At 42.0% G+C, this 19,608-nt stretch carries 17 protein-coding genes, 2 tRNA genes and 2 pseudogenes; 14 read left to right on the forward strand and 7 right to left on the reverse strand.

Annotated features, from left to right (window positions below; translation table 11 throughout):
- Positions 1–152 precede the first annotated feature (152 nt).
- A complete protein-coding gene (mfd, locus tag IM322_RS13260) occupies positions 153–3,650 on the forward strand; it encodes a transcription-repair coupling factor (RefSeq protein ID WP_287675687.1) in 3,498 nt (1,165 codons plus the stop codon).
- A 228-nt stretch (positions 3,651–3,878) separates the two neighbouring features.
- On the opposite strand, the gene IM322_RS13265 is transcribed toward mfd, so the two are convergent.
- From IM322_RS13265 to IM322_RS13275, 3 genes are all read right to left on the reverse strand, one after another.
- Positions 3,879–3,965: transfer RNA gene (locus IM322_RS13265), tRNA-Ser, on the reverse strand.
- A 116-nt stretch (positions 3,966–4,081) separates the two neighbouring features.
- Positions 4,082–5,179: a glycosyltransferase family 4 protein gene (locus IM322_RS13270; protein ID WP_287675688.1), complete on the reverse strand. Its 1,098-nt coding sequence runs from the start codon at positions 5,177–5,179 to the stop codon at positions 4,082–4,084.
- Positions 5,179–7,008 (reverse strand): tetratricopeptide repeat protein, encoded by a 1,830-nt coding sequence (locus IM322_RS13275; RefSeq protein ID WP_287675689.1) that lies wholly within the window; start codon positions 7,006–7,008, stop codon positions 5,179–5,181. Before IM322_RS13275 ends, IM322_RS13270 begins: the two co-directional genes overlap by 1 nt.
- 487 nt (positions 7,009–7,495) lie before the next feature.
- On the opposite strand from IM322_RS13275, the gene IM322_RS13280 reads away from it, so the two are divergent.
- On the forward strand, positions 7,496–8,773 hold the full coding sequence (locus tag IM322_RS13280; protein ID WP_287675729.1) for a M16 family metallopeptidase: 1,278 nt from the start codon (positions 7,496–7,498) through the stop codon (positions 8,771–8,773).
- Between the two features lie 3 nt (positions 8,774–8,776).
- Positions 8,777–10,036 (forward strand): M16 family metallopeptidase, encoded by a 1,260-nt coding sequence (locus tag IM322_RS13285; RefSeq protein WP_287675730.1) that lies wholly within the window; start codon positions 8,777–8,779, stop codon positions 10,034–10,036.
- A 52-nt stretch (positions 10,037–10,088) separates the two neighbouring features.
- Here the strand turns inward: IM322_RS13285 and IM322_RS13290 are convergent.
- Positions 10,089–10,160, reverse strand: a tRNA-Asn gene (locus IM322_RS13290).
- Positions 10,161–10,306: 146 nt separating this feature from the next.
- Between IM322_RS13290 and IM322_RS13295 the strand changes: the two genes are divergently transcribed.
- Positions 10,307–10,780, forward strand: a complete 474-nt coding sequence (locus tag IM322_RS13295; protein WP_287675731.1) for a hypothetical protein — start codon at positions 10,307–10,309, stop codon at positions 10,778–10,780.
- A gap of 415 nt (positions 10,781–11,195) precedes the next feature.
- Here the strand turns inward: IM322_RS13295 and IM322_RS13300 are convergent, their stop codons facing one another.
- Positions 11,196–11,324: a hypothetical protein gene (locus tag IM322_RS13300; protein WP_286826955.1), complete on the reverse strand. Its 129-nt coding sequence runs from the start codon at positions 11,322–11,324 to the stop codon at positions 11,196–11,198.
- A 77-nt stretch (positions 11,325–11,401) separates the two neighbouring features.
- Here IM322_RS13300 and IM322_RS13305 point away from each other — a divergent pair, with 77 nt between their 5' ends.
- From IM322_RS13305 to IM322_RS13345, 8 genes and pseudogenes are all read left to right on the forward strand, one after another.
- Positions 11,402–11,620: a hypothetical protein gene (locus tag IM322_RS13305; RefSeq protein ID WP_002757428.1), complete on the forward strand. Its 219-nt coding sequence runs from the start codon at positions 11,402–11,404 to the stop codon at positions 11,618–11,620.
- Entirely contained in the window at positions 11,613–11,897 is a 285-nt protein-coding gene (locus tag IM322_RS13310) for a type II toxin-antitoxin system RelE/ParE family toxin (RefSeq protein ID WP_287675733.1), read from the forward strand. Before IM322_RS13305 ends, IM322_RS13310 begins: the two co-directional genes overlap by 8 nt.
- Before the next feature lie 198 nt (positions 11,898–12,095).
- Entirely contained in the window at positions 12,096–12,329 is a 234-nt protein-coding gene (locus tag IM322_RS13315) for a hypothetical protein (RefSeq protein ID WP_002801545.1), read from the forward strand.
- On the forward strand, positions 12,326–12,667 hold the full coding sequence (locus tag IM322_RS13320; protein ID WP_004159877.1) for a type II toxin-antitoxin system PemK/MazF family toxin: 342 nt from the start codon (positions 12,326–12,328) through the stop codon (positions 12,665–12,667). Before IM322_RS13315 ends, IM322_RS13320 begins: the two co-directional genes overlap by 4 nt.
- A 309-nt stretch (positions 12,668–12,976) precedes the next feature.
- Positions 12,977–13,975: an adenine-specific methyltransferase EcoRI family protein gene (locus IM322_RS13330; protein ID WP_287675734.1), complete on the forward strand. Its 999-nt coding sequence runs from the start codon at positions 12,977–12,979 to the stop codon at positions 13,973–13,975.
- 40 nt (positions 13,976–14,015) lie between these two features.
- Positions 14,016–14,240 (forward strand): annotated as a pseudogene (locus tag IM322_RS13335) (DUF1254 domain-containing protein); the annotation flags it as partial.
- Between the two features lie 54 nt (positions 14,241–14,294).
- On the forward strand, positions 14,295–15,077 hold the full coding sequence (locus IM322_RS23365) for a DUF1214 domain-containing protein (protein ID WP_353737514.1): 783 nt from the start codon (positions 14,295–14,297) through the stop codon (positions 15,075–15,077).
- Between the two features lie 220 nt (positions 15,078–15,297).
- Positions 15,298–15,987, forward strand: a complete 690-nt coding sequence (locus IM322_RS13345; RefSeq protein ID WP_287675735.1) for a PEP-CTERM sorting domain-containing protein — start codon at positions 15,298–15,300, stop codon at positions 15,985–15,987.
- Between the two features lie 406 nt (positions 15,988–16,393).
- On the opposite strand, the pseudogene IM322_RS23715 reads toward IM322_RS13345, so the two are convergent.
- Both IM322_RS23715 and IM322_RS13355 read right to left on the reverse strand, forming a co-directional pair.
- Positions 16,394–16,936: pseudogene (locus IM322_RS23715) on the reverse strand (REP-associated tyrosine transposase).
- A gap of 401 nt (positions 16,937–17,337) precedes the next feature.
- Positions 17,338–17,877, reverse strand: coding sequence for a hypothetical protein (locus IM322_RS13355; protein WP_287675737.1), 540 nt, complete (start codon positions 17,875–17,877; stop codon positions 17,338–17,340).
- A gap of 162 nt (positions 17,878–18,039) precedes the next feature.
- On the opposite strand from IM322_RS13355, the gene IM322_RS13360 reads away from it, so the two are divergent.
- A complete protein-coding gene (locus tag IM322_RS13360; protein ID WP_287675738.1) occupies positions 18,040–18,324 on the forward strand; it encodes a DUF1214 domain-containing protein in 285 nt (94 codons plus the stop codon).
- Between the two features lie 184 nt (positions 18,325–18,508).
- Positions 18,509–19,216 (forward strand): hypothetical protein, encoded by a 708-nt coding sequence (locus IM322_RS13365; protein WP_287675739.1) that lies wholly within the window; start codon positions 18,509–18,511, stop codon positions 19,214–19,216.
- The last annotated feature ends 392 nt before the right edge of the window (positions 19,217–19,608 follow it).

A 19,608-nucleotide genomic window follows, 5' to 3' on the forward strand; every position in this document is an offset into this window, starting at 1 on the left:
AATTCCGGGACTTTTTCCCTGAAAATTAGGTAACTGACTACCTCAAAATCGGTAAAACCCTACACCCTACACCCCAACCCCCAACCCCCAACCCCCACCGAAAAACTTTTTCAGCAGACCCTAACTAAAAACCGAGAGCCGATCACTAAAAAATGACTTTTGCCTCCGTTGTTCGCAACATTGAAAAATCGCCTCTAACTGCCGAACTTATCCAAAAACTGGAGAAAAACGGCAATTTAACCCTAACTGGCCTTGCCCGCTTACCGAAAGGATTAATAAGCACAGCTTTTGCCCGTTGTCAAGGAAAAAATCTTTTAATTATCTGTGCCAATTTAGAAGAAGCGGCACGTTGGGCTGCCCAATTAGAAGCGATGACGTGGAAAGGTGTTTTCTTTTATCCCACCTCGGAAGCTTGCCCCTACGAGACATTTAATCGGGAATCCGAGATGATTTGGGGACAGATGCAGGTATTATCGGCAATCAGTCATCAAGAGGACGGAATTGCGATCGTTACCACCGAAAAGGCCCTGCAGCCCCATTTACCCCCTAGGGAGGTTTTCGAGAAATATAGCGATAATTTTGAGATAGGAACGATTATAGAAGCCAAAAACCTCGATCTAACCCTAGCTAGATTAGGATATCAACGGGTTTCACTGGTAGAAACCGAAGGGCAATGGAGTCGTCGCGGCGATATCGTTGATATTTTCCCAGTTTCGGCAGAATTACCAGTCAGGTTAGAATTTTTCGGCGATGAATTGGAAAAATTGCGAGAATTTGACCCTGCAACCCAAAGATCGCTGGATTCTATCCCCAATCTGCTTCTTACTCCCACTAGCTTCGCGGCGATGATTGCCCCTTCTCTCCCCCCGACAGTGGCCGATTATCTAGGGGCTGAAGATCGAGAAAAATTGGCTAATGGCATTTATCCAGAGGGAATTGAGCGATTTTTAGGCTTGGCCTTCCGTCAAGCTGCTTCTTTATTGGATTATCTCCCCGAAAATACTCTTATTGCCTTTGATGAACTGGAAAGCTGTCAAGCTAGAAGCGAGCGCTGGATAGAATATATTGGGGAACGCTGGCAAGAGATAGAACCACCTTTACCGAAAATTCACCGTTCTTTTGGCGAATCTCTGGAAATATCGCCCAAATTTCCCCATCTCTACCTCTCGGAAATAGACGATCACCTGTCCGAAAATAGCCTTAATCTCTCCAGTCGTCCGATTCCCACCAATGCGGGGCAATTCGCCAAACTAGCGGAAATTTTACGGGGAAAAAGAGAGATTTATAGCGGGATTAAAGTAAATAAGTATGCTACATGGTTAATATCTGCCCAACCCTCCCGCACAGTCTCGTTATTACAGGAACACGACTGCCCGGCCCAATTTATCCCCAATCCCCTTGATTTTGGGGCGATCGAGCGCTTAATAATTCAAAACACCGCTACAGCCCTAAAATACTCAGGATTAGCTGAATTAGAAGGTTTTATTCTCCCCACCTATCGCATAGTCGTCGTTAGCGATCGAGAGTTCTTCGGGCAACATCTTTTAAATACTGCCGGTTACGTCCGCAAACGTCGGCAAGCAGCCTCGGTACAGGTGGACGTGAACAAACTCCGTCCCCTCGATTTTGTAGTACATAAACACCATGGTATCGGGCAGTTTATCAAACTAGAAAAGCAGGAAAGCACAATTAGCGGAGTAGTGCAAGGTCGAGATTATCTAGTTATTAAGTATGCCGATGGATTATTGCGGGTTCCTGCCGATTCTCTCGATAATCTCTCCCGTTATCGTCATACAGGTAGTCAAGAGCCTGAATTACATAAAATCTCTGGCAAAGCGTGGGAAGCGACGAAAGCCCGCGTCAGGAAGTCGGTTAAGAAGTTAGCGGTTGATTTAATCAATATTTACGCCCAACGCGCCCAAAAATCGGGTTTTGCCTATCCGATGGATAATCCCTGGCAGCGGGAGTTAGAGGATTCTTTTCCCTACCAACCCACTGCTGATCAACTGAAAGCGATACAGGATGTGAAACGGGATTTAGAAAGCGATCGCCCGATGGATCGATTAGTCTGTGGGGATGTGGGTTTTGGTAAGACAGAAGTGGCCATTCGTGCTATTTTTAAAGCTGTCACCACGGGTCATAAACAGGTGGCTTTATTAGCACCAACAACGATTTTAACCCAACAACATTATCACACCCTGAAAGAACGTTTTGCTCCCTATCCCATTAATGTGGGTTTATTAAATCGTTTTCGCACCAATTCCGAGAAAAAAGATATCGTCCAGCGCTTGAAAACGGGGGAATTGGATATAGTGGTGGGGACGCAGTTGTTATTGAGTAAAGCGGTGGAGTTTAAAGATTTAGGATTATTGGTAATTGATGAAGAACAGCGTTTTGGGGTCAATCAAAAGGAAAAAATTAAGGCTTTTAAAAGTAATATTGATGTGTTAACTTTGAGTGCGACACCGATTCCCCGGACTCTTTATATGTCCCTTTCTGGGGTGCGAGAAATGAGTTTAATTACCACACCTCCTCCCTCTCGTCGTCCCATCCAAACCCACCTTTCTAGTTATAATTCTGATGTGATTAGAACGGCAATTCGCAATGAATTGGATCGGGGAGGACAGATTTTTTATGTAGTACCCAGAATCGAGGGAATTGAAGAAAAAGCGGCAGCAATTCAAGGGATGATTCCGGGTGCTAGAATTGCCATCGGCCACGGTCGTATGGATGAGTCCGAATTAGAGACCACCATGTTAGCTTTTAATAATGGGGAAGCGGATATCTTAGTCTGTACGACTATTGTGGAGTCGGGGTTAGATATTCCCAGAGTTAACACGATTATCATTGAAGATGCCCAAAAATTCGGTTTAGCGCAACTCTATCAACTGCGGGGACGGGTGGGGCGATCGGGAGTACAAGCGCACGCTTGGTTACTTTATCCGGCCAAGGGAGAACTAACAGAAACCGCTCGGGAAAGATTAAAGGCAATTCAAGAATTTACCCAGTTAGGATCGGGGTATCAATTAGCGACTAGGGATCTGGAAATTCGCGGTGCGGGTAACTTATTGGGTGCGGAACAATCGGGACAAATGGAAGCGATCGGTTTTGATCTATATATGGAAATGTTACAGGAAGCTTTGCGGGAAATTCAAGGTCAAGAAATTCCTCAAGTGGAGGATACCCAAATCGATCTGAAATTGACGGCATTTATTCCTAATGATTATATATCAGATCTGGAGCAGAAAATGGATGTCTATCGGGCGATCGCTACTGCTAATTCTCAGAAAACTTTAGGACAAATTGCCGCCGATTTAGTCGATAGATACGGGGCAATTCCTGCACCGGTGGCACAATTATTTAAGGTAATCGAGTTAAAACATCTGGCTAAATCCCTCGGTTTTTCGCGCATTAAACCCGATGGAAAACAGCATATTATCCTAGAAACTCCCATGGAGGAACCAGCTTGGAAATTATTAGAAGAACACCTACCCCAACATATACGATCACGCTTTGTTTATAGTCCCAAACAGGTGACGGTTAGGGGTCTAGGATTGGTAAAACCGCAACAGCAGTTAGATAGTTTACTGGAGTGGTTAGCTAAGTGTAAAGATGGCCTACCGACGGGAATTAGACTAAATCCTGTTTAAAAGGTATAGGAGAGCGGGAAGTGGGGAGTGGGGAGAAGGGAGCAGTGGGAATTACAAATTAGGGTTTGCTGAATAAGTCCCCAGAGGGAATCTAGAAACCACACAGTTGATGATAGGTGGTGCGTTACGACGGATTGTTACCTTCAAGTCAAAGCAGCAATTTTTGCCGTCTAACGCACCCTACTTTTTACATAAAAAGCACCTCATGTCTATGAGGTGCTTTGGGGACGGAGAGAGAGGGATTCGAACCCTCGTTAAAGTTACCCCTAAACAGCATTTCCAGTGCTGCGCCTTCAACCGCTCGGCCATCTCTCCAATTAAGGTCACGATCATCAATCCTACAGCAAATGCTGCCGATCTGTCAAATTATTTTTCTTTTTCCGACGATGACCGCTCAGGTTATACTTCATCTGGACGGGAAACGCTGTCAGTTAAGCAGACCCTAGATATTGATTTAAGATTGCGGCCGTAGCTAGACCGGTTTTTTGCCAACTAAACTCATTGGCTCGTTTTTTGCCTAAATGACTTAATTTTGAGTGTAATTGTCGATCTTGAGCGATAATTTTGAGGGCATCGGCTAGGGCCTCGACTCGATAGGGATCGATTAAAATTGCCGCTGTTGCCGTGACTTCGGGCAAAGATGACAAATTTGAGGTAATGACGGGTGTACCGCAGGCCATAGCCTCTAAAACGGGCAATCCGAAGCCTTCCCAGAGACTAGGGAAGACTAAAGCAGTGGCTTGACTGATAACTTTGGGTAGGTGATCGTAGGGGATATAATCGAGAAATTTAATGCGATCGCTGACGGCTAATTCTCGCGCTTGTTGTTGTAAATTGGGGGTATAACGGCGATCAAAGCTGCCGGCAATCCAAAGATGATAATCTGTTAAATCTGGGGGCAGTTGGGCAAAAGCGGCGATTAAACGCGGTAAATTTTTATAGGGATTGGGACGACCGAGATAGAGAAAATAGGGATGTTCTGGCTTATTATCTTCAGTAGGGCGAAAGTGATGATGATCGTAAGCTAGGGGAATAGAAGTAATTTTATCGGCGGGAATTTGATAATATTCAGTGATATCTTTGGCCGTTGCCTGAGAGTTGCAGATAATATGTTTTGCCTGTTGTAATACCTGCGGCACATAATAACGGAAATAGTGGGTTAAAGGGGAGGTAAAACTGGGAAACCGCAGGGGAATTAAATCGTGTACCATGACGACAAAGCGACAGGGAGAATTTATCGGCGCTTCTGGAAGGGGAGAAAAGAGTAAATTGGCCTTTAATTGTCGGTAAATTGACGGTAACTGCCACTGAGTCCAGAGTAAGCGTTTTAAATGACCTTTCGCTCCTCGATCGGGGGTGAGATTCTTGGGGATAGAATAACAGTTAAAGTCGGGATAACTATTAGTTGTTAGTAGGGTTGGTTCTAAATTTTTCAGGTAGGGTAAGAGGTTAAGAATGTAGGTACTGATTCCCGTGGGTTGGGGAAAAAGTACCGAGAGATTAATTAATAAGTTATGCTGTGTATTCACTAATTACCCTGTTGATATTTGCTGAGAATTTCTGAGATATATTGGTAGCCTTCCAGTCCAATAGATTTAATCAGGGAGGAACGTTCCTGACTGAAATTCTGCTCAAAAGCTGCGATATTTTTGCCGCGAATAACCGTTAATAGACTAGCAGCTTGTCGCCATTCTACTGCACCGATTTCGTGTAGCCAATACATTCCTAGAGAACCCATATAAATTGCCTGTTCAAAATTCTTGTCTTGATAGTAAGCTTCGCCTAAATAAGTTAGTAATAAACCTTGCAGATATACATCTCCGTAGTATTTGGCCGATTCCAATCCTTGCAGGAGAATATTAATCGCTTCTTGGGGTCTTTCGAGGATAAGATATGCTAGACCTAAACTGCTACAACAAAGGGATTTACTCTGCCAATCTTGGAGACTTTCCGCTAACTTTAATCCCTGCTGTAAATACTCGATCGAACTTTGATAAATTTCGGGATCATATCTCTCTAACTGTTGCGCTTCCTGTACCTGACTATAACCCAAATTAGCTAAAGCGTTAGCCTGTCCTAAACTATTACCCTGTTGACGACTTAAAATTAAAGCTCTCTGACTTAAATTAATTGCTTCTGTATAGTTTTTCTGGATAGCATTGAGACGGGATAAATGGTTTAAATTAGCTATTTCACAAGCAGAGTCCTGTTGTTGACGAGCAATTTCTAAAGCTTGTTGATGACATTCTCTGGCCTGTCGATAGTCGCCACGAATGCGATTAGAATAGGCAATTAAAGTTAAAATTCTCGCCTTTTCTCCCGTGCCTTCCACATAACGCAGAGGAATTGATAAATAGTCTAACGCATCCTTGAGATAACTGCCAGAAAAGGAGGCAAAAATTCCTCCGTATAAAGGAAAATAGTCCCGTTGAGCAAAGGTTCTCAGAATTTGTAAAGCCATCTGAAAACAGCCGCGACTATAGAGGGAATTTTTACTAACTTGCTCGAAACTATTGGTTAACAGCGACCAAATTAAAGCGAAGGTGAGAAAGGTAGAAATGGATAATTTGGCTCCTAATTTTTCGCTATAGATGCGCTGATCAAAAAAGTTAATTAGTCCTCTTTGGATATATTGAAAAACAATAGCAGTTTCTACCCAATCGGTTAAAGTTAAATCTTGAGTGAGAGGATCAAAAGCTTGTTGATTAGCTAAACTTTCTAAGACTCGTTTTAACCAAGAGGGATTAACTTTACTTGCCCAAATTTGCCAGGGTGTCACTCGCTCATTATCATTAGTAAAACCAAGATTGCGATTTTGTTCGTAGAGCCAACTGGTGAGATAACTCGATAAATTTGACCAAGTATTTAACCCCAAATTAATCCCTGTGGCAATTTGCCATAAATCCGCTTCTCCCCGCTGCTGAGCAACTGTCTGTAAATTCTTGGCTAACTGTTGCAATTGTTCTAGGGTTAAAGCATTATTTTGATTGGGATCAATTAAATTTACTAAAGTCAGTAAACGATCCTCTCGATCGATTTTCACCAGATTATCGATCGCCGCTGCAGTGAGAGAATTTTGCTGATTGTTTTTTTGATATTTTTCCCATTCACTTTCGATTGTTTCCAGGGCCCGCAAAACCCTAGTCGCTTTAATTTTTGTTTCTAACTGTGAGCGAGTAAGGATCATTTTTTCTGTTAAACAACGCTCAAAAATTTCTCCTGTGCCATTTTTTAGTCCCTCGGCTAAAAGGTTATAAACCTGTGATTTAGCCCTAATTTTTCCTTCTAAAGTTAGATTGACAATGCGATCAATTAGTGCATTATAAGTTTCGTTGAAGTTATCTTTATTGTCTGTCATAGGGGGTTTTTCAGTTATCAGTAAACAGTAAACAGTAATTAGGGTCTGCTGAAAAAGTTTTTCGGTGGGGGTTGGGGGTTGGGGGTTGGGGGTTGGGGGTTGGGGGTTGGGGTGTGGGGTGTGGGGTGTGGGGTGTGGGGTTTTAGCGATTTTCAGGTGGTCAATTACCTAATTTTCAGGGAAAAAGTCCCTGAATTTTCCCCCCAATCACTCCAATCGCTGGCACTTTTTGATTGACAAAAAGTCTAAAAGTCTTATCGAACAATGTTTTTAGATTTATCCAGCAAACCCTAATTAGGGAGCGGTAAACAGTAAACAGTAATCAGTGAACCGAAAACTCACATCTGATAACTGATCACTGAGCACCGATAAGGCTGATATTTGGGGGAATTGTCTAGAAATCATGACAAAATTTTTTAATGGTAGAGCAGGCAAGAGATAAGATAATCTATGTATAGAATTTAACAAAAAATCTGGTTAACGGACATTGATCAAGTCGATAGCACAGTGTCAAACGAGTTCTTTTCCCGCTCAGGTATGGCAATTAGATCACGGCTTAACCGTAATTCATCAGTATTTACCCGTGACTCCTGTGGTGGTGGTGGATGTGTGGGTGAAAGCAGGTGCGATCGCTGAACCCGATCCATGGTTAGGTATGGCCCATTTTCTCGAACACATGATCTTTAAGGGGACGAAAAAACTTCCCCCCGGACTCTTTGACTATTTAATCGAAAATTGTGGCGGAATGACCAACGCTGCCACCAGTCACGATTATGCACACTTCTATCTCACCAGCAGTGTGGATCAAATTGAACATACCCTACCCCATCTGGCAGAAATTCTCCTCCATGCTGAGATTGACGACGAGGAATTCTATCGGGAAAAAGATGTAGTTTTAGAAGAATTACGGGCCTGTTATGATGATCCCGATTGGATTGCCTACCAAACCCTCTGCGGAAGTATCTATCAAAACCATCCCTACGGACGCTCTATTCTAGGCGATCAACCCTGTTTAGAGCAATTAACCCCCAATCAAATGCGCTGTTTCCATCGCACCTATTATCAACCGGAAAATATGTGTGTGGCGATTATCGGGGGAATTGAACCCCAACCAGCTTTAGAAATTATCCGGCAATCTTTTCGGGAATTTCCCGTCCCCTCGGAATCCCCTCCCCATCTAGTGGCTGCCGAACCCCCCCTGATCGAAATTCGTCGTTCCCAAGTATATTTACCCCACCTAGAACATTCTCGTCTCTTGATGGGATGGATTGGACCAGGATGCGATCGCCTAGAAGATGCCTTTGGATTAGACTTGATTTCTGTAATTCTTGCTGGGGGACGCTGTTCGCGGTTAGTGCGACAGCTGCGGGAAGAAGCGCAAATCGTCCTCGATATTAACAGTAATTTTTCCCTGCAACGAGATTCCAGTCTCTTTACCATCGGTGCTTGCCTATCTAGCTCACAAACCGCGGCAATTGAAGCTATTATCTGTGAACATATCCAACATCTGCACGATGATCCCGTCACCCCCGAAGAATTACACCGCACTCAACAGTTATTAGCTAACGATTATATTTTCTCCACAGAAACCCCGGGCCAATTAGCGGGACTTTATGGATATTATCAAACCCTGAGAGCTGCCGACCTAGCAACGATCTATCCCCAAGTTATCCAAAGTTTGCAACCGTCAGATCTCCAGCGTCTGGCTCGTCAGTATCTCTCCCCAGAGCGATATGCTATTACAATAATGCAACCCTGTGAATAAACGATGTCCGCTTCTCCCATTCACCGCTTAATCTTAGAAAATGGCATCACCCTTTTAGTGATGGAAAATACGGCCGTGGAGTTGGTTGCTGGGAGGATTTTCCTCAAAAATGCGGGTACTCGTTGGGAAAAAACCGAAAAGGCGGGTTTATTTCGTCTGTTAGCAGTGCTGCTCACCAAAGGTACAGAAAAGTTATCTTCCCTAGAAATTGCCGATCGCGTTGAGTCCACGGGGGCCGGTTTAAGTGCCGACACGGGGACTGATTATTTTGTGGTTAGTTTAAAGACCGTTACCAAGGATTTTTTAGATATATTGCGTCTAGCGGCGGAAATTATTCGTTTTCCCAGTTTTCCACCCCCAGAAATCGAATTAGAGAAAAATATCACCCGTCAAAGCATTCGCTCTCAATTGGAACAGCCTTTTAATGTCGCTTTTAATCAATTACGCGCAGCTATGTACCCCGATCATCCCTATGGTATGTCTTTATTGGGTACGGAGGCAACGGTTTCTCAATTGCAACGGGAGGATATGCAGGCCTATCATAGTCGCTTTTTCCGTCCCGATAACTTGGTGATTAGTCTTTCTGGCCGTATTACCCTAGAGGAAGCAGTAAAAGCAGTGACGGAAATTTTTGGCAGTTGGTCAATTCCCGATCTTCCTTTATCTAGTTTACCCCCGGCCGCTTTTGATTTTCAGCCTACCTGTTTAACTACCGTCCAAGCTAGTCAACAGGCGATCGTTATGTTAGGATACCCCGGCTCTTCTGTACAAGAGGATGATTATCCCGTTTTAAAATTATTGAGTACCTATCTGGGGAATGGGTTATCTAGTCGTTTATTCGTGGAATTGCGAGAAAAACGGGGATTAGCCTACGATGTTTCCTCTTTTTATCCCACCCGTCTCGATTCTTCCCAATTTGTCATCTATATGGGTACTGCACCCCAAAATACAGCGATCGCCGTGTCGGGATTGCGTCAGGAAGCAGAAAGGTTATATAAAGTAACTTTGAGTGAGGAGGAGTTACAGTCAGCTAAAAATAAGTTATTGGGTCAATATGCTCTCGGTAAACAAACTAACGCCGAAATCGCTCAATTATACGGTTGGTATGAAAGCTTAGGTTTGGGGATTGAATTCGATCGCACTTTCCTGGATTCTATTAATCAGATTACTCCCGAACAAGCGCGATCGGTAGCCAGTAAATATTTTCAAAATCCTTACATTTCCCTAGTCGGCCCAGAAAATGCGATCGCTGAAATTCTCTAGGAAGACCAAAAAGCGGCAATAAGAAAGTATTGCTGCTGCTATTTTCGATTAACTCCCCGGGTGGGATTCGAACCTACGACCAATCGGTTAACAGCCGACCGCTCTACCACTGAGCTACCGAGGAAAGTTACTCACAATTAATAATTATAATCATAAGTCCCTCAATAATGCAAGTGTTTTCTGGATTTTTTCTAAAAAAATTTCCGGTGCCAGTAGCGGTAGGCGGAGAATCAACTATTGTGGAGATAAGGACACCATTAAGTCTAGTCTATGCTTGCCCATCACCGCCGTCCCGTCTCCCTATGTCTGCTCTCGACAGATCTACCCATCCTCTCCACTTTAGAGACTGCCGCTACCCTCTACCAAAAGGATCGCCACCGGTTTCATCTTCTCCTCAATCAACCACCGATGGCTCTCGCAGAAATAGAGACACTTACACCCGAAAATAAGCAAAATAAATTAATTTGGCTAGAAATTTCGGCCAATCGGGTAATTATGACCATGCAGGGCCAGGGAAGATTCTCCTATCGTCATTTTTGGGAGCAAGGGGTTTTTGGTGTTAGTCGCTACTGGTTAAATGCCGAAAGTCCTCAACCGGGTGACGCTTTTCGTGTCCGCAACTATACCCGTAGTCTCCAATTAGAGGGGAATAATCTCCCCGAATATTTGCGTCTAGAGTACGAATTATGGTCAGATAAGCTGATTTTAGGTCATTATGTCCTTCATTTGCAAGTACACCAATAAATCGGGTTGGCTGAATAGAGCTAAAAACTTTGTGGGATAAGACTTTTAGGCTTTTTGTCCTCAAAAAGTGCCAGCCACGAAAGCGATCGGGTGGCAAAATTTAGGCACTTTTTCCCCGAAAATTAGTTAATTGTCGGGTGGATTCAAGAAATTAGTCCTACACTAAACTAAAAGCCGTATAAATAGACCGTTAGACAGAAATCGATAAATACACTATTGTCGTATCAATTATGAAATCATTTCTCATCACAGTAGCTGGCATTGTCCTTAGTGCGATCGCTCTCGCCGTAGGGTGCGTTCCCTAATGCAAGTCCTGCTACTCCAGAGATCGCTTTTGGGGAACGCACCATGCACATTGATTGCAGCTGTCAGTGGGATGCCGAAGAACGTAGTGCGATCGCTGTTATCTTCTTGATTAAACTTGAAAACTGCCATTGCTTGGGATAGGAACGCCAAGGGCGATCGCTTTTTGGGGATGAGGAGTGCGATCGCTTTTTGGAAATGAAGAGGGGCGATCTCTCTTTGTGAGTTGGAAAGTTGTCATTGATCCGCGATCGCGGATGTCATTATTGCTCAAGCAGAGTAAAATAAAAGTCTGTATTGAAAAAGGGGAAAGTAACAATGCCGCCAACAATGCAATTTAGTCAAATCTTAGAAATGATTGACTATCTCTCTTTTGATGAACAAGATGACTTGATCAATATTGTTAAACATCGGCAAATCGAAAAAAGACGAGAACAAATTGCTCAAAATATTTCTCAAGCTCGACAAGACTATCAAAATGGTAATGTTTTTCGAGGAGATGTTGATTCCATTATTGCCGAACTAAACAATGATTAACTTGGTTTTTAGCCAATCATTTAAACGCGCTTTCAAAACAAGGATTAAACGACAACCTGACTTAAAATCAAAAATAGAAGCCAAATTGAGACTACTCGCTGACGATCCCTATAATCCAATATTACGCACCCATAAACTAAAGGGGAAATTGTCAGGTGTTTGGGCTTTTTCTGTTGAATATGATTGTCGAATTATTTTCAATTTTGAATCAAACCCTGAAACCCAAGAAGAAGAGATCAACCTAATTGATATTGGAACTCACGATGAGGTTTATTGAATATGATTTTTTATTATGTTAGCAAGGTTCCAGAGTTGGCGATCGCTTTTTGGGGATGAGGAGTGCGATGCCGAAGGCACTGCGTAGCAGATCGCTGATCTTGTAGAAACCCAACATTACTTTTTCCCAGATTACGACCCAATATCTGAGTTATAATCAATAATATCCACTCTACACCTTAATCAAATAATTTAACTTATGTCTGCTACAATTCGTGAAGAACTTCACCAACAGATTGACCGATTACCTGATGACATTGTTGAAAAAATTGCCAACTTTACCCGATTAATTTCCCCTGAGCCAAACAACATTTCAGAATATACTAACTGGCAAGATGAAGACTGGCAAAAATTTTCATTAGAGCAATTTTTCAAAGAAGGAGATGAAATTGAATATTCCCTAGCAGATGCTCAAGAAATTTATCAACCATGAAACCAGGTGATATTGTTCTAATTCGTTTTCCTCAAGCAGACTTGAAATCGGGAAAACTGCGTCCAGCTTTAATTATTGCTATTTCACCAAGTCGCCATCGTGATTTATTACTTGCTTTAATTTCTTCTCGTCTCCATCAAGCTACTCTAGGATTTGACGAAATTATTAATACCTCAGATTCTGACTATATTACTACTGGACTTAAAGTAGCTTCTTTAATTCGGCTAGGACGATTAACAAGTGTCGAATCATCTGTAATCAATGCACGTTTAGGAAATATCTCACCAGAAAGACTAATACGTATTAAAAATCTTTTAATCAATTGGCTAAGAAAATAAAATTAGTGCTGTAGGGTGCGTTCCCTAATGCAAGTTCTGCTACTCCAGCGATCAATTTTGGGGAACGCACCATGCACATTGATTGAAACTGTGAAGTTAGAAGCATGAAAACCAACCTACGTTCATGTTACGTTACCGCTAACCCGTCCTAGAAATAATTGTGCCTCCCTACTTATCAAAAAAATGTTTGATATTATGCTTGAAATTTCTAAAACCTCTCTTCAAGTATTAGGCAGTGAAATATTTAATCAGATAACCAAAAGTAAATAAATAAAAACAAAAGATTTATTAAATCAAAAAAGGTTGAAAATGGTAAGAAATGCAACAAATAAATTATTGCAAAATGCTAAAAAATTAAAAAGTGACGAGTTTTATACACAACTTTCAGATATAGAAAGTGAGTTGCCACATTATAAAAGTCATTTTGAAAATAAAGTAGTTTATTGCAATTGCGATGACCCCCGAATTAGTAACTTTTTTAAGTATTTTGCCTCAAACTTCCAAAAATTAGGTCTAAAAAAAATAATAACATCTTGTTATCGAGAACAAGGGAGAGATTTATTTAATAGAGAAGAAGATGAAAAGGGTTTTTTCTTTGAATATACAGATACAGAGAGAGAAAAAAATAAACCTAGTTCAACTGACATTGTTTACTTTAATGGGGATGGGGATTTTCGTAGTCCTGAAAGTATTGAACTATTAAAAAAGTCCGATATTGTTGTGACTAATCCCCCATTTTCATTATTCAGAGAATATGTAGCTCAATTAGTTAAATACGACAAAAAGTTTTTGATAATTGGCAATATTAATGCAATAACCTATAAAGAAATTTTCAAACTAATTAAAGAAAACAAAGCCTGGTTAGGAATAAATCTTGGTAGAGGTGTTTCTGGTTTCATTGTTCCCGAACAATATGAACTTTATGGAACAGAGGCTCGTATTGACAATTCTGGAAATAGAATAGTTTCTCCAAATAATTGTTTATGGTTAACAAACTTAGACATATCAAAACGACACCAAGATATAGCTCTCACAAAAAGATATTTTGGCAATGAGGCTGAATATCCAAAATATGACAATTATGATGGAATTAATGTAAATAAAACCCAAGACATTCCCTTAGACTTCAAGGGGGTTATGGGTGTACCAATAACATTTTTACATAAATTCAATCCCGACCAATTTGAAATAATTAAATTCAGGAAAGGGAATGATGATAAAGATTTATCAGTAAATGGGAAATGTCCGTATTTTAGAATACTAATCAAGAATAAACGAATACAGTTGGACGTGGCTCGATCTCACTAAGGGTCCGTTGGTTTTATAAGTCCCTCCGAAAGTATTAGGAACTGTTAATGATATTTGGTTTCGCTGGGTAATTGATGTGGGCATTACTGGCCCCGATAAGGGTGAAGGCGGAAAGTACCTCTTTTTACCTCCAGGCTACAAAGGAGAAATTCCATCGGGTTACAACGTGGTGAAATCACCGACCTTTAATATTTGGATTCCTTGGCGCAGTTTTTTGGTCAAGGGCGACCCGAAACCGGGGGTTGAGTTGGTGACAAAGAACACGAAAATTTATCCTTTAAGTAGTGCGAACAATCCCCCCGCCTTAAATTTTGTGAATATGTCGGGTAAGCCGTTTAATACTGTTGCACCCGCCGATTATCGGTTCTGGGAACTGCTCAATCAAGTGGTACAGGAAGAGCCGAGTGAGTCCCTCGATCAAATTCGACTGGGTTATTATGCCTCTATCGGTATTCAAAAAGGTAAGCCATTCAAACCCGATGAACGCATGAAAAAAATCTTGACGGAAGCGGCGGCTGTGGGGGATGCAACGGCCCGTACGATCGCTTTTCATAATCGACAGAAGGAGGCTTATTACTATCCGAACAGTGCTTGGCAGTTACCCTTCATCGGTGGCTATAAGTTCCAAACCCAGCCTGATGTGCTGAACATGGATGCTTATATCTATTACTATTTCATGGCGACGGGGGTTACGCCTGCGATGGAAGAAAAAATGGTCGGACTGGGTTCTCAATATGCTTGGACAGCCCGTGATGCTAAGGGGAATCTCCTTGATGGTGACAAGAGTTATCGCCTCCATTTACCGCCCAATATTCCCGTTAAAGATTTTTGGTCAGTTATTCTTTACAGCAACCAAACGCGATCGCAGATTCAGACGGATCAAAGGTTTCCTAGTGTCGGTAGTCAGACTAAGGGGCTTTTGGTTAATGCTGATGGTTCTGTGGATATCTATTTCGGGCCGAAACCGCCTGCTGGTAAGGGGAATAATTGGGTGCAGACGATTCCTGGCACGGGTTGGAATACGATTCTTCGGCTTTATGGCCCGCTTGAGCCTTGGTTTGACAAGACTTGGCGACCAGGGGAGATCGAGTTACTGAAATAGTGAGATCGCCGATCTGTAGGTTGGGTTGAGGTGACGAAACCCAACATTGCCCTTGTTTTTTACCTTAATTTGTTGGGTTTCACTTTGTTCAACCCAACCTACATTTTATTCCATACTAAACCTAGAATTTTTGCCCAAAAAAGCTTGACATTTACCCCCCCCCTACTGTATAATGCCATTGCAGTTTTTTACCTTTTATATCTAAACACCTCTAAATTGCATGAAAACTCAACATAGCTTAACCTTGATCGCTACTGCGATCGCCCTATCCCTACCCGTCGCCCTCGCTCCCCATGCCCAAGCGGCGGGAATCGTGCGGGGGTCAACCGCCACTGGACCTTTCACGAATATCGCGGGAACATCTCTAGCTAACGTGACCAATCAGAGCGGATTGTCGGCAAGCTACGTCAGCGGAACGACCGACTTTGATAGCTATGTGGCGACGACTACTCACAATAGCATCCAGGCTTCTAATAGCTGGCTCGCGAGCCCAACGACCGGATTTGTCACCTTCGATTTGGGGGCATCCTATACCTTAGACGCGCTTGCCCTCTGGCCACTCAATCCTTTCTCTACATTAGCAATTCGTGGTTTTACGCTCTATGCTGATACCGATGCCGATCCCACCAATCCGGGCGCTTCTTTGGGGAACTTCAATGCCGTTAATGCTAGTTCTGCCCCCGTACCCGCTCAGGTATTCAACTTTACCGCCACCACCACCCGCTTTATCCAACTGCAAATCACCTCTAATGGTGGTAGTGCTACAGGTTCGGGCTTCGGTGAGGTGGCTTTCCGTGAAGTTACCGCTACCGCTACAACGCCGGAACCCTCTGCCCTCGTCGGTTTGGCGGCGGTAGTTGCCTTTGGTGCTGGTTTGAAGCGTCGCCACACCCAAGCAGACAAAAACTAAGCTTTAGTTGAACGTATTACCACAGGATATCCGCAAGGGTCTCTTTTTTCGTGGGTAATTGTGAATTAGAGCAATTGACTTATAATAGGAGCATAGAGCTAAATATCCCTAAAAAACGGCTTTTGCCATGCCTACTGTTCTTCAAATTGGGGGTTACAGTGCGATCGCCGATCTTGTAGGTTGGGTTGAGGTCACGAAACCCAACATTTCCACACAAACAATATGCCCTTCCAAATTTAATTAACATCATTATCTTTTAATTTGTTGGGTTGCGTTCCTTAACCCAACCTACCGAATTTTTGAAAAATTTGAGCTGATCTTGTAGGTTGAGGTGACGAAACCCAACATTGCCTTTATTTCTTACCTTAATTTGTTGGTTTTCACTTTGTTCAACCCAACCTACATTTTATTCCATACCAATATTACTATCAAAGATCAGCCTTTCCGAAGCCCCCCACATCTGATCATAAATTCCTTCTTCAACATAACGATGAAAACTGGAATATTGCCAATCTTTTGGAGCGTTTACTAATCCATGATGTACAGGATTATAATGGATGTATTCGATATGATTAACAAAATCTCGCTCATCTCGAACTTGATGCTCCCAAAATCGACGTTGCCAAATAGCCTTTTATTTTTTAGGTTGTCGAGATGTTGAAATTTTACCCTGATATTGAGGATGACATTGACGGCTAAAATAACTTTTAATTAATCGCCAACGAGTTGAAAAATCTGCATCTGTTTCAGGCAATGTCCAAAGAGCATGAATGTGATCTGGTAAAATGACAATAGCATCAATCTTAAAATGATGTTGTCGCATGACATATTTAAAAGCATTTCGTAGTAAATCCACATTTTCAGGTTCACACAAAATTTTGTGGCGATTGTATGTCACCACTGTAAAAAAATAAGTTGCTCCTGGTGTTTTTGCCCTACGGTATTGCATCAAGTTAGAATAACATTTATTGGACTGATGTTTACTCAACTGGCATTGGGTTGAGGCACGAAACCCAACCTACCAAACTACCAAACTGTAACCTTTATTCTGTATGCTTTTTAGCGAATAAGGTAAGCATAACATTGCTGAGAGGGCGATCGCTGATTGGCTCGCTCAAACCCTAATCAATTCGTTAACCTCAAAATGGTCTTTTTGTACTAATAAATATTCGATTAGAACGCTCAATGCGTTTGCTAGAGTGCATTTGAGACAATTTATCAAATTTTCGGTTTGAGAAATGAGCGAACCGTGAGTTCAATGATTTTAGCTGATGTTATTGGTGATTTGGCCATGCCCACAAGGGATCGCCTTAATCATCCCTAACCCATCCTACGCCATCAGCGATCGCATTACCACTTCATAAAGGGTGGTGGACTGAAGGGATGTTTTGCAAACCACTCGCGTGCGCCTTTTATGAGAAAGCGGTGAAATCCCTTATTTGGAATGGCCTTTTTGACCTCGCTCACATAGGCGGCAGGAATGCCGAACTTAAAGAAACCAAGGGAGAAATCAACTAAATCGCCCCTTCTGAAGAGTTCCACCAGCGGATAGCGGTCTGTCTTGTAGGTGCGAACCTTGTGGTGCATCTCGACCATTAGTCCAATTTCCTCAGACCATTCCTGTTGCCCGGTTTCGGATAAGTACCTCTTTACTTCAGACACCGAAGGTGGGATGTAGTCCACGGTATGAGCCGACCAAAGACCTAGATCGTGAAAGCAGGCGGCGATCGCCAACTTGGTCTTTTCTTCTTCGGTGCAGGAATGGAGGGCCAAACAGAAATTGAACATTCGATAGACATGACCCCTGTAACCCAAGTAGTCATCACCGATTCGGTCTTTCCATGCAGCGAGAATTTCTTCTATGAGATCGTTCTTGGTCTCTATGTCCATGGACGCTCCTAGTTCGTAGATTATCTATTTATTGGCATTCTAACCCATTGGAAAAAGCTCCGAATAGATCAAGCCAAAGTCAGGTGCGTTACTTAACGGGCCTTTTTGCTTTTAATCATGATGAATTTGTAATTATTATGCGTTACGCTAACACATCCTACCGTGCTACTATTCTGGTCAGTTATTCTTTACAGCAACCAAACGCGATCGCAGATTCAGACGGATCAACAGTTTCCCAGTGTCGGTAGTCAGACTAAGGGGCTTTTGGTTAATGCCGATGGTTCTGTGGATATCTATTTCGGGCCGAAACCGCCTGCTGGCAAGGAGAATAATTGGGTACAAACAAATCCGGGCACGGGTTGGAATACGATTCTTCGGCTTTATGGCCCGCTTGAGCCTTGGTTTGACAAGACTTGGCGACCAGGGGAGATCGAGTTATTGAAATAGTCCTAGAATATTTCTTGATCGCTGATCTGTAGGTTGGATTGAGGTGATAAAATCAAACATTACCTTTTTCCTCGCTAATAAAATCGGCGATCGCGCTTCATAAGAGAAAGTGATCGCAGTAACTCGACAATTAGTCAAAAACACAGTCTTTTCATAAAACTTTTTAGTAACTTGGAGTTCCTTCATGCCAAACGAAGAAAACAAAAAGAAAGATATTTGGGATAAAATCACTGCTATCACTCCCTTGCTAATAGGTCTTTTAATCACAGGAATTGGAGCGATTTTTACTAACATCTACAATTTTAGACAGTTACAACTAAATGAAATCGCTATCCTAGATAAATTTCGTCCTTTACTCATATCCAAAAATCCGCAAGAGCGCGAATTCGCTTATTCAACTTTTGTTGCGGTAGGACAAGAGCGACTTGCAATTAGATTAATCTCTAGCACCCAAGATCAAAGCGGTCGAAGAGCACTCGAAGAGATTAAAGCACAGGGTTCATCTGATACGAGTCAAAAAGCAGCCCAGGTATTGCAAACACTAAGCAATGAGGAAAAAAATAGCCTTATAAATTTAACATCTAATATCTATTCTAAAAATCAAATTACTCGTAGGAATGCAACCGATATTCTTGCTTCCGCACAATGGAGAAATAATGATTCTTATCTGGTAAAAGAATTAATTAATAATTACAATAAAGACCAAAATAATTATTTTGGAATTACTAATACACTGTTTTTGCTTGCAAAAGTCAATAACGAAACTTTTAAAAATAATCTAAACGATATTAAAAAGATAGTAGAAAGTGGCGATAAAATTCTTTCTCCAAAGGATAAGAAAGACTATCTTGTACCTATTAAAAATAGAATCTCGTCAATAAATAGCCTCTGACACAATCATCATAACAAATTTAAGTGCGATCGCCTTTATCTTGTTGATTAAACTTTAAAAATGCGATCGTTTTGGCTTTTGAAAGTGCGATCTCCTTACATAAACTCAAAATTTAAAACGCGATCGCTTTGGCTTTTGAAAGTGCGATCATTTTTGGGAGTGCGCTCGTTTTGGGAGAGTGCGATCGCCGATCTTGTAGGGTGCGTTAATGAAATGTAACGCACCAAATTGATTGTTATTCACCGTAATTATCTGATTTTGCTTTAGTATGGAAACATCTTATCAGAGGTAAATAGTTATGCAAAGTATGAGAGTGCGATCGCTAATTGGTAAAAATGGACTTTTACAAATTCAATTGCCCGAAACAACAGAAGGAACGGAATTAGATATTA

Source organism: Microcystis sp. M109S1 (assembly GCF_020247025.1).
GTDB lineage: Bacteria > Cyanobacteriota > Cyanobacteriia > Cyanobacteriales > Microcystaceae > Microcystis.

Bases quoted from the DNA above. Each gene is read 5' to 3' on its own strand.
- mfd (WP_287675687.1), top strand. From the start codon at position 153: ATGACTTTTGCCTCCGTTGTTCGCAACATTGAAAAATCGCCTCTAACT.
- IM322_RS13275 (WP_287675689.1), bottom strand. From the start codon at position 7,008: ATGACAGACAATAAAGATAACTTCAACGAAACTTATAATGCACTAATT.
- IM322_RS13285 (WP_287675730.1), top strand. From the start codon at position 8,777: ATGTCCGCTTCTCCCATTCACCGCTTAATCTTAGAAAATGGCATCACC.
- IM322_RS13295 (WP_287675731.1), top strand. From the start codon at position 10,307: ATGCTTGCCCATCACCGCCGTCCCGTCTCCCTATGTCTGCTCTCGACA.
- IM322_RS13300 (WP_286826955.1), bottom strand. From the start codon at position 11,324: ATGACAACTTTCCAACTCACAAAGAGAGATCGCCCCTCTTCATTTCCA.
- IM322_RS13305 (WP_002757428.1), top strand. From the start codon at position 11,402: ATGCCGCCAACAATGCAATTTAGTCAAATCTTAGAAATGATTGACTAT.
- IM322_RS13310 (WP_287675733.1), top strand. From the start codon at position 11,613: ATGATTAACTTGGTTTTTAGCCAATCATTTAAACGCGCTTTCAAAACA.
- IM322_RS13315 (WP_002801545.1), top strand. From the start codon at position 12,096: ATGTCTGCTACAATTCGTGAAGAACTTCACCAACAGATTGACCGATTA.
- IM322_RS13320 (WP_004159877.1), top strand. From the start codon at position 12,326: ATGAAACCAGGTGATATTGTTCTAATTCGTTTTCCTCAAGCAGACTTG.
- IM322_RS13330 (WP_287675734.1), top strand. From the start codon at position 12,977: ATGGTAAGAAATGCAACAAATAAATTATTGCAAAATGCTAAAAAATTA.
- IM322_RS23365 (WP_353737514.1), top strand. From the start codon at position 14,295: ATGTCGGGTAAGCCGTTTAATACTGTTGCACCCGCCGATTATCGGTTC.
- IM322_RS13345 (WP_287675735.1), top strand. From the start codon at position 15,298: ATGAAAACTCAACATAGCTTAACCTTGATCGCTACTGCGATCGCCCTA.
- IM322_RS13355 (WP_287675737.1), bottom strand. From the start codon at position 17,877: ATGGACATAGAGACCAAGAACGATCTCATAGAAGAAATTCTCGCTGCA.
- IM322_RS13365 (WP_287675739.1), top strand. From the start codon at position 18,509: ATGCCAAACGAAGAAAACAAAAAGAAAGATATTTGGGATAAAATCACT.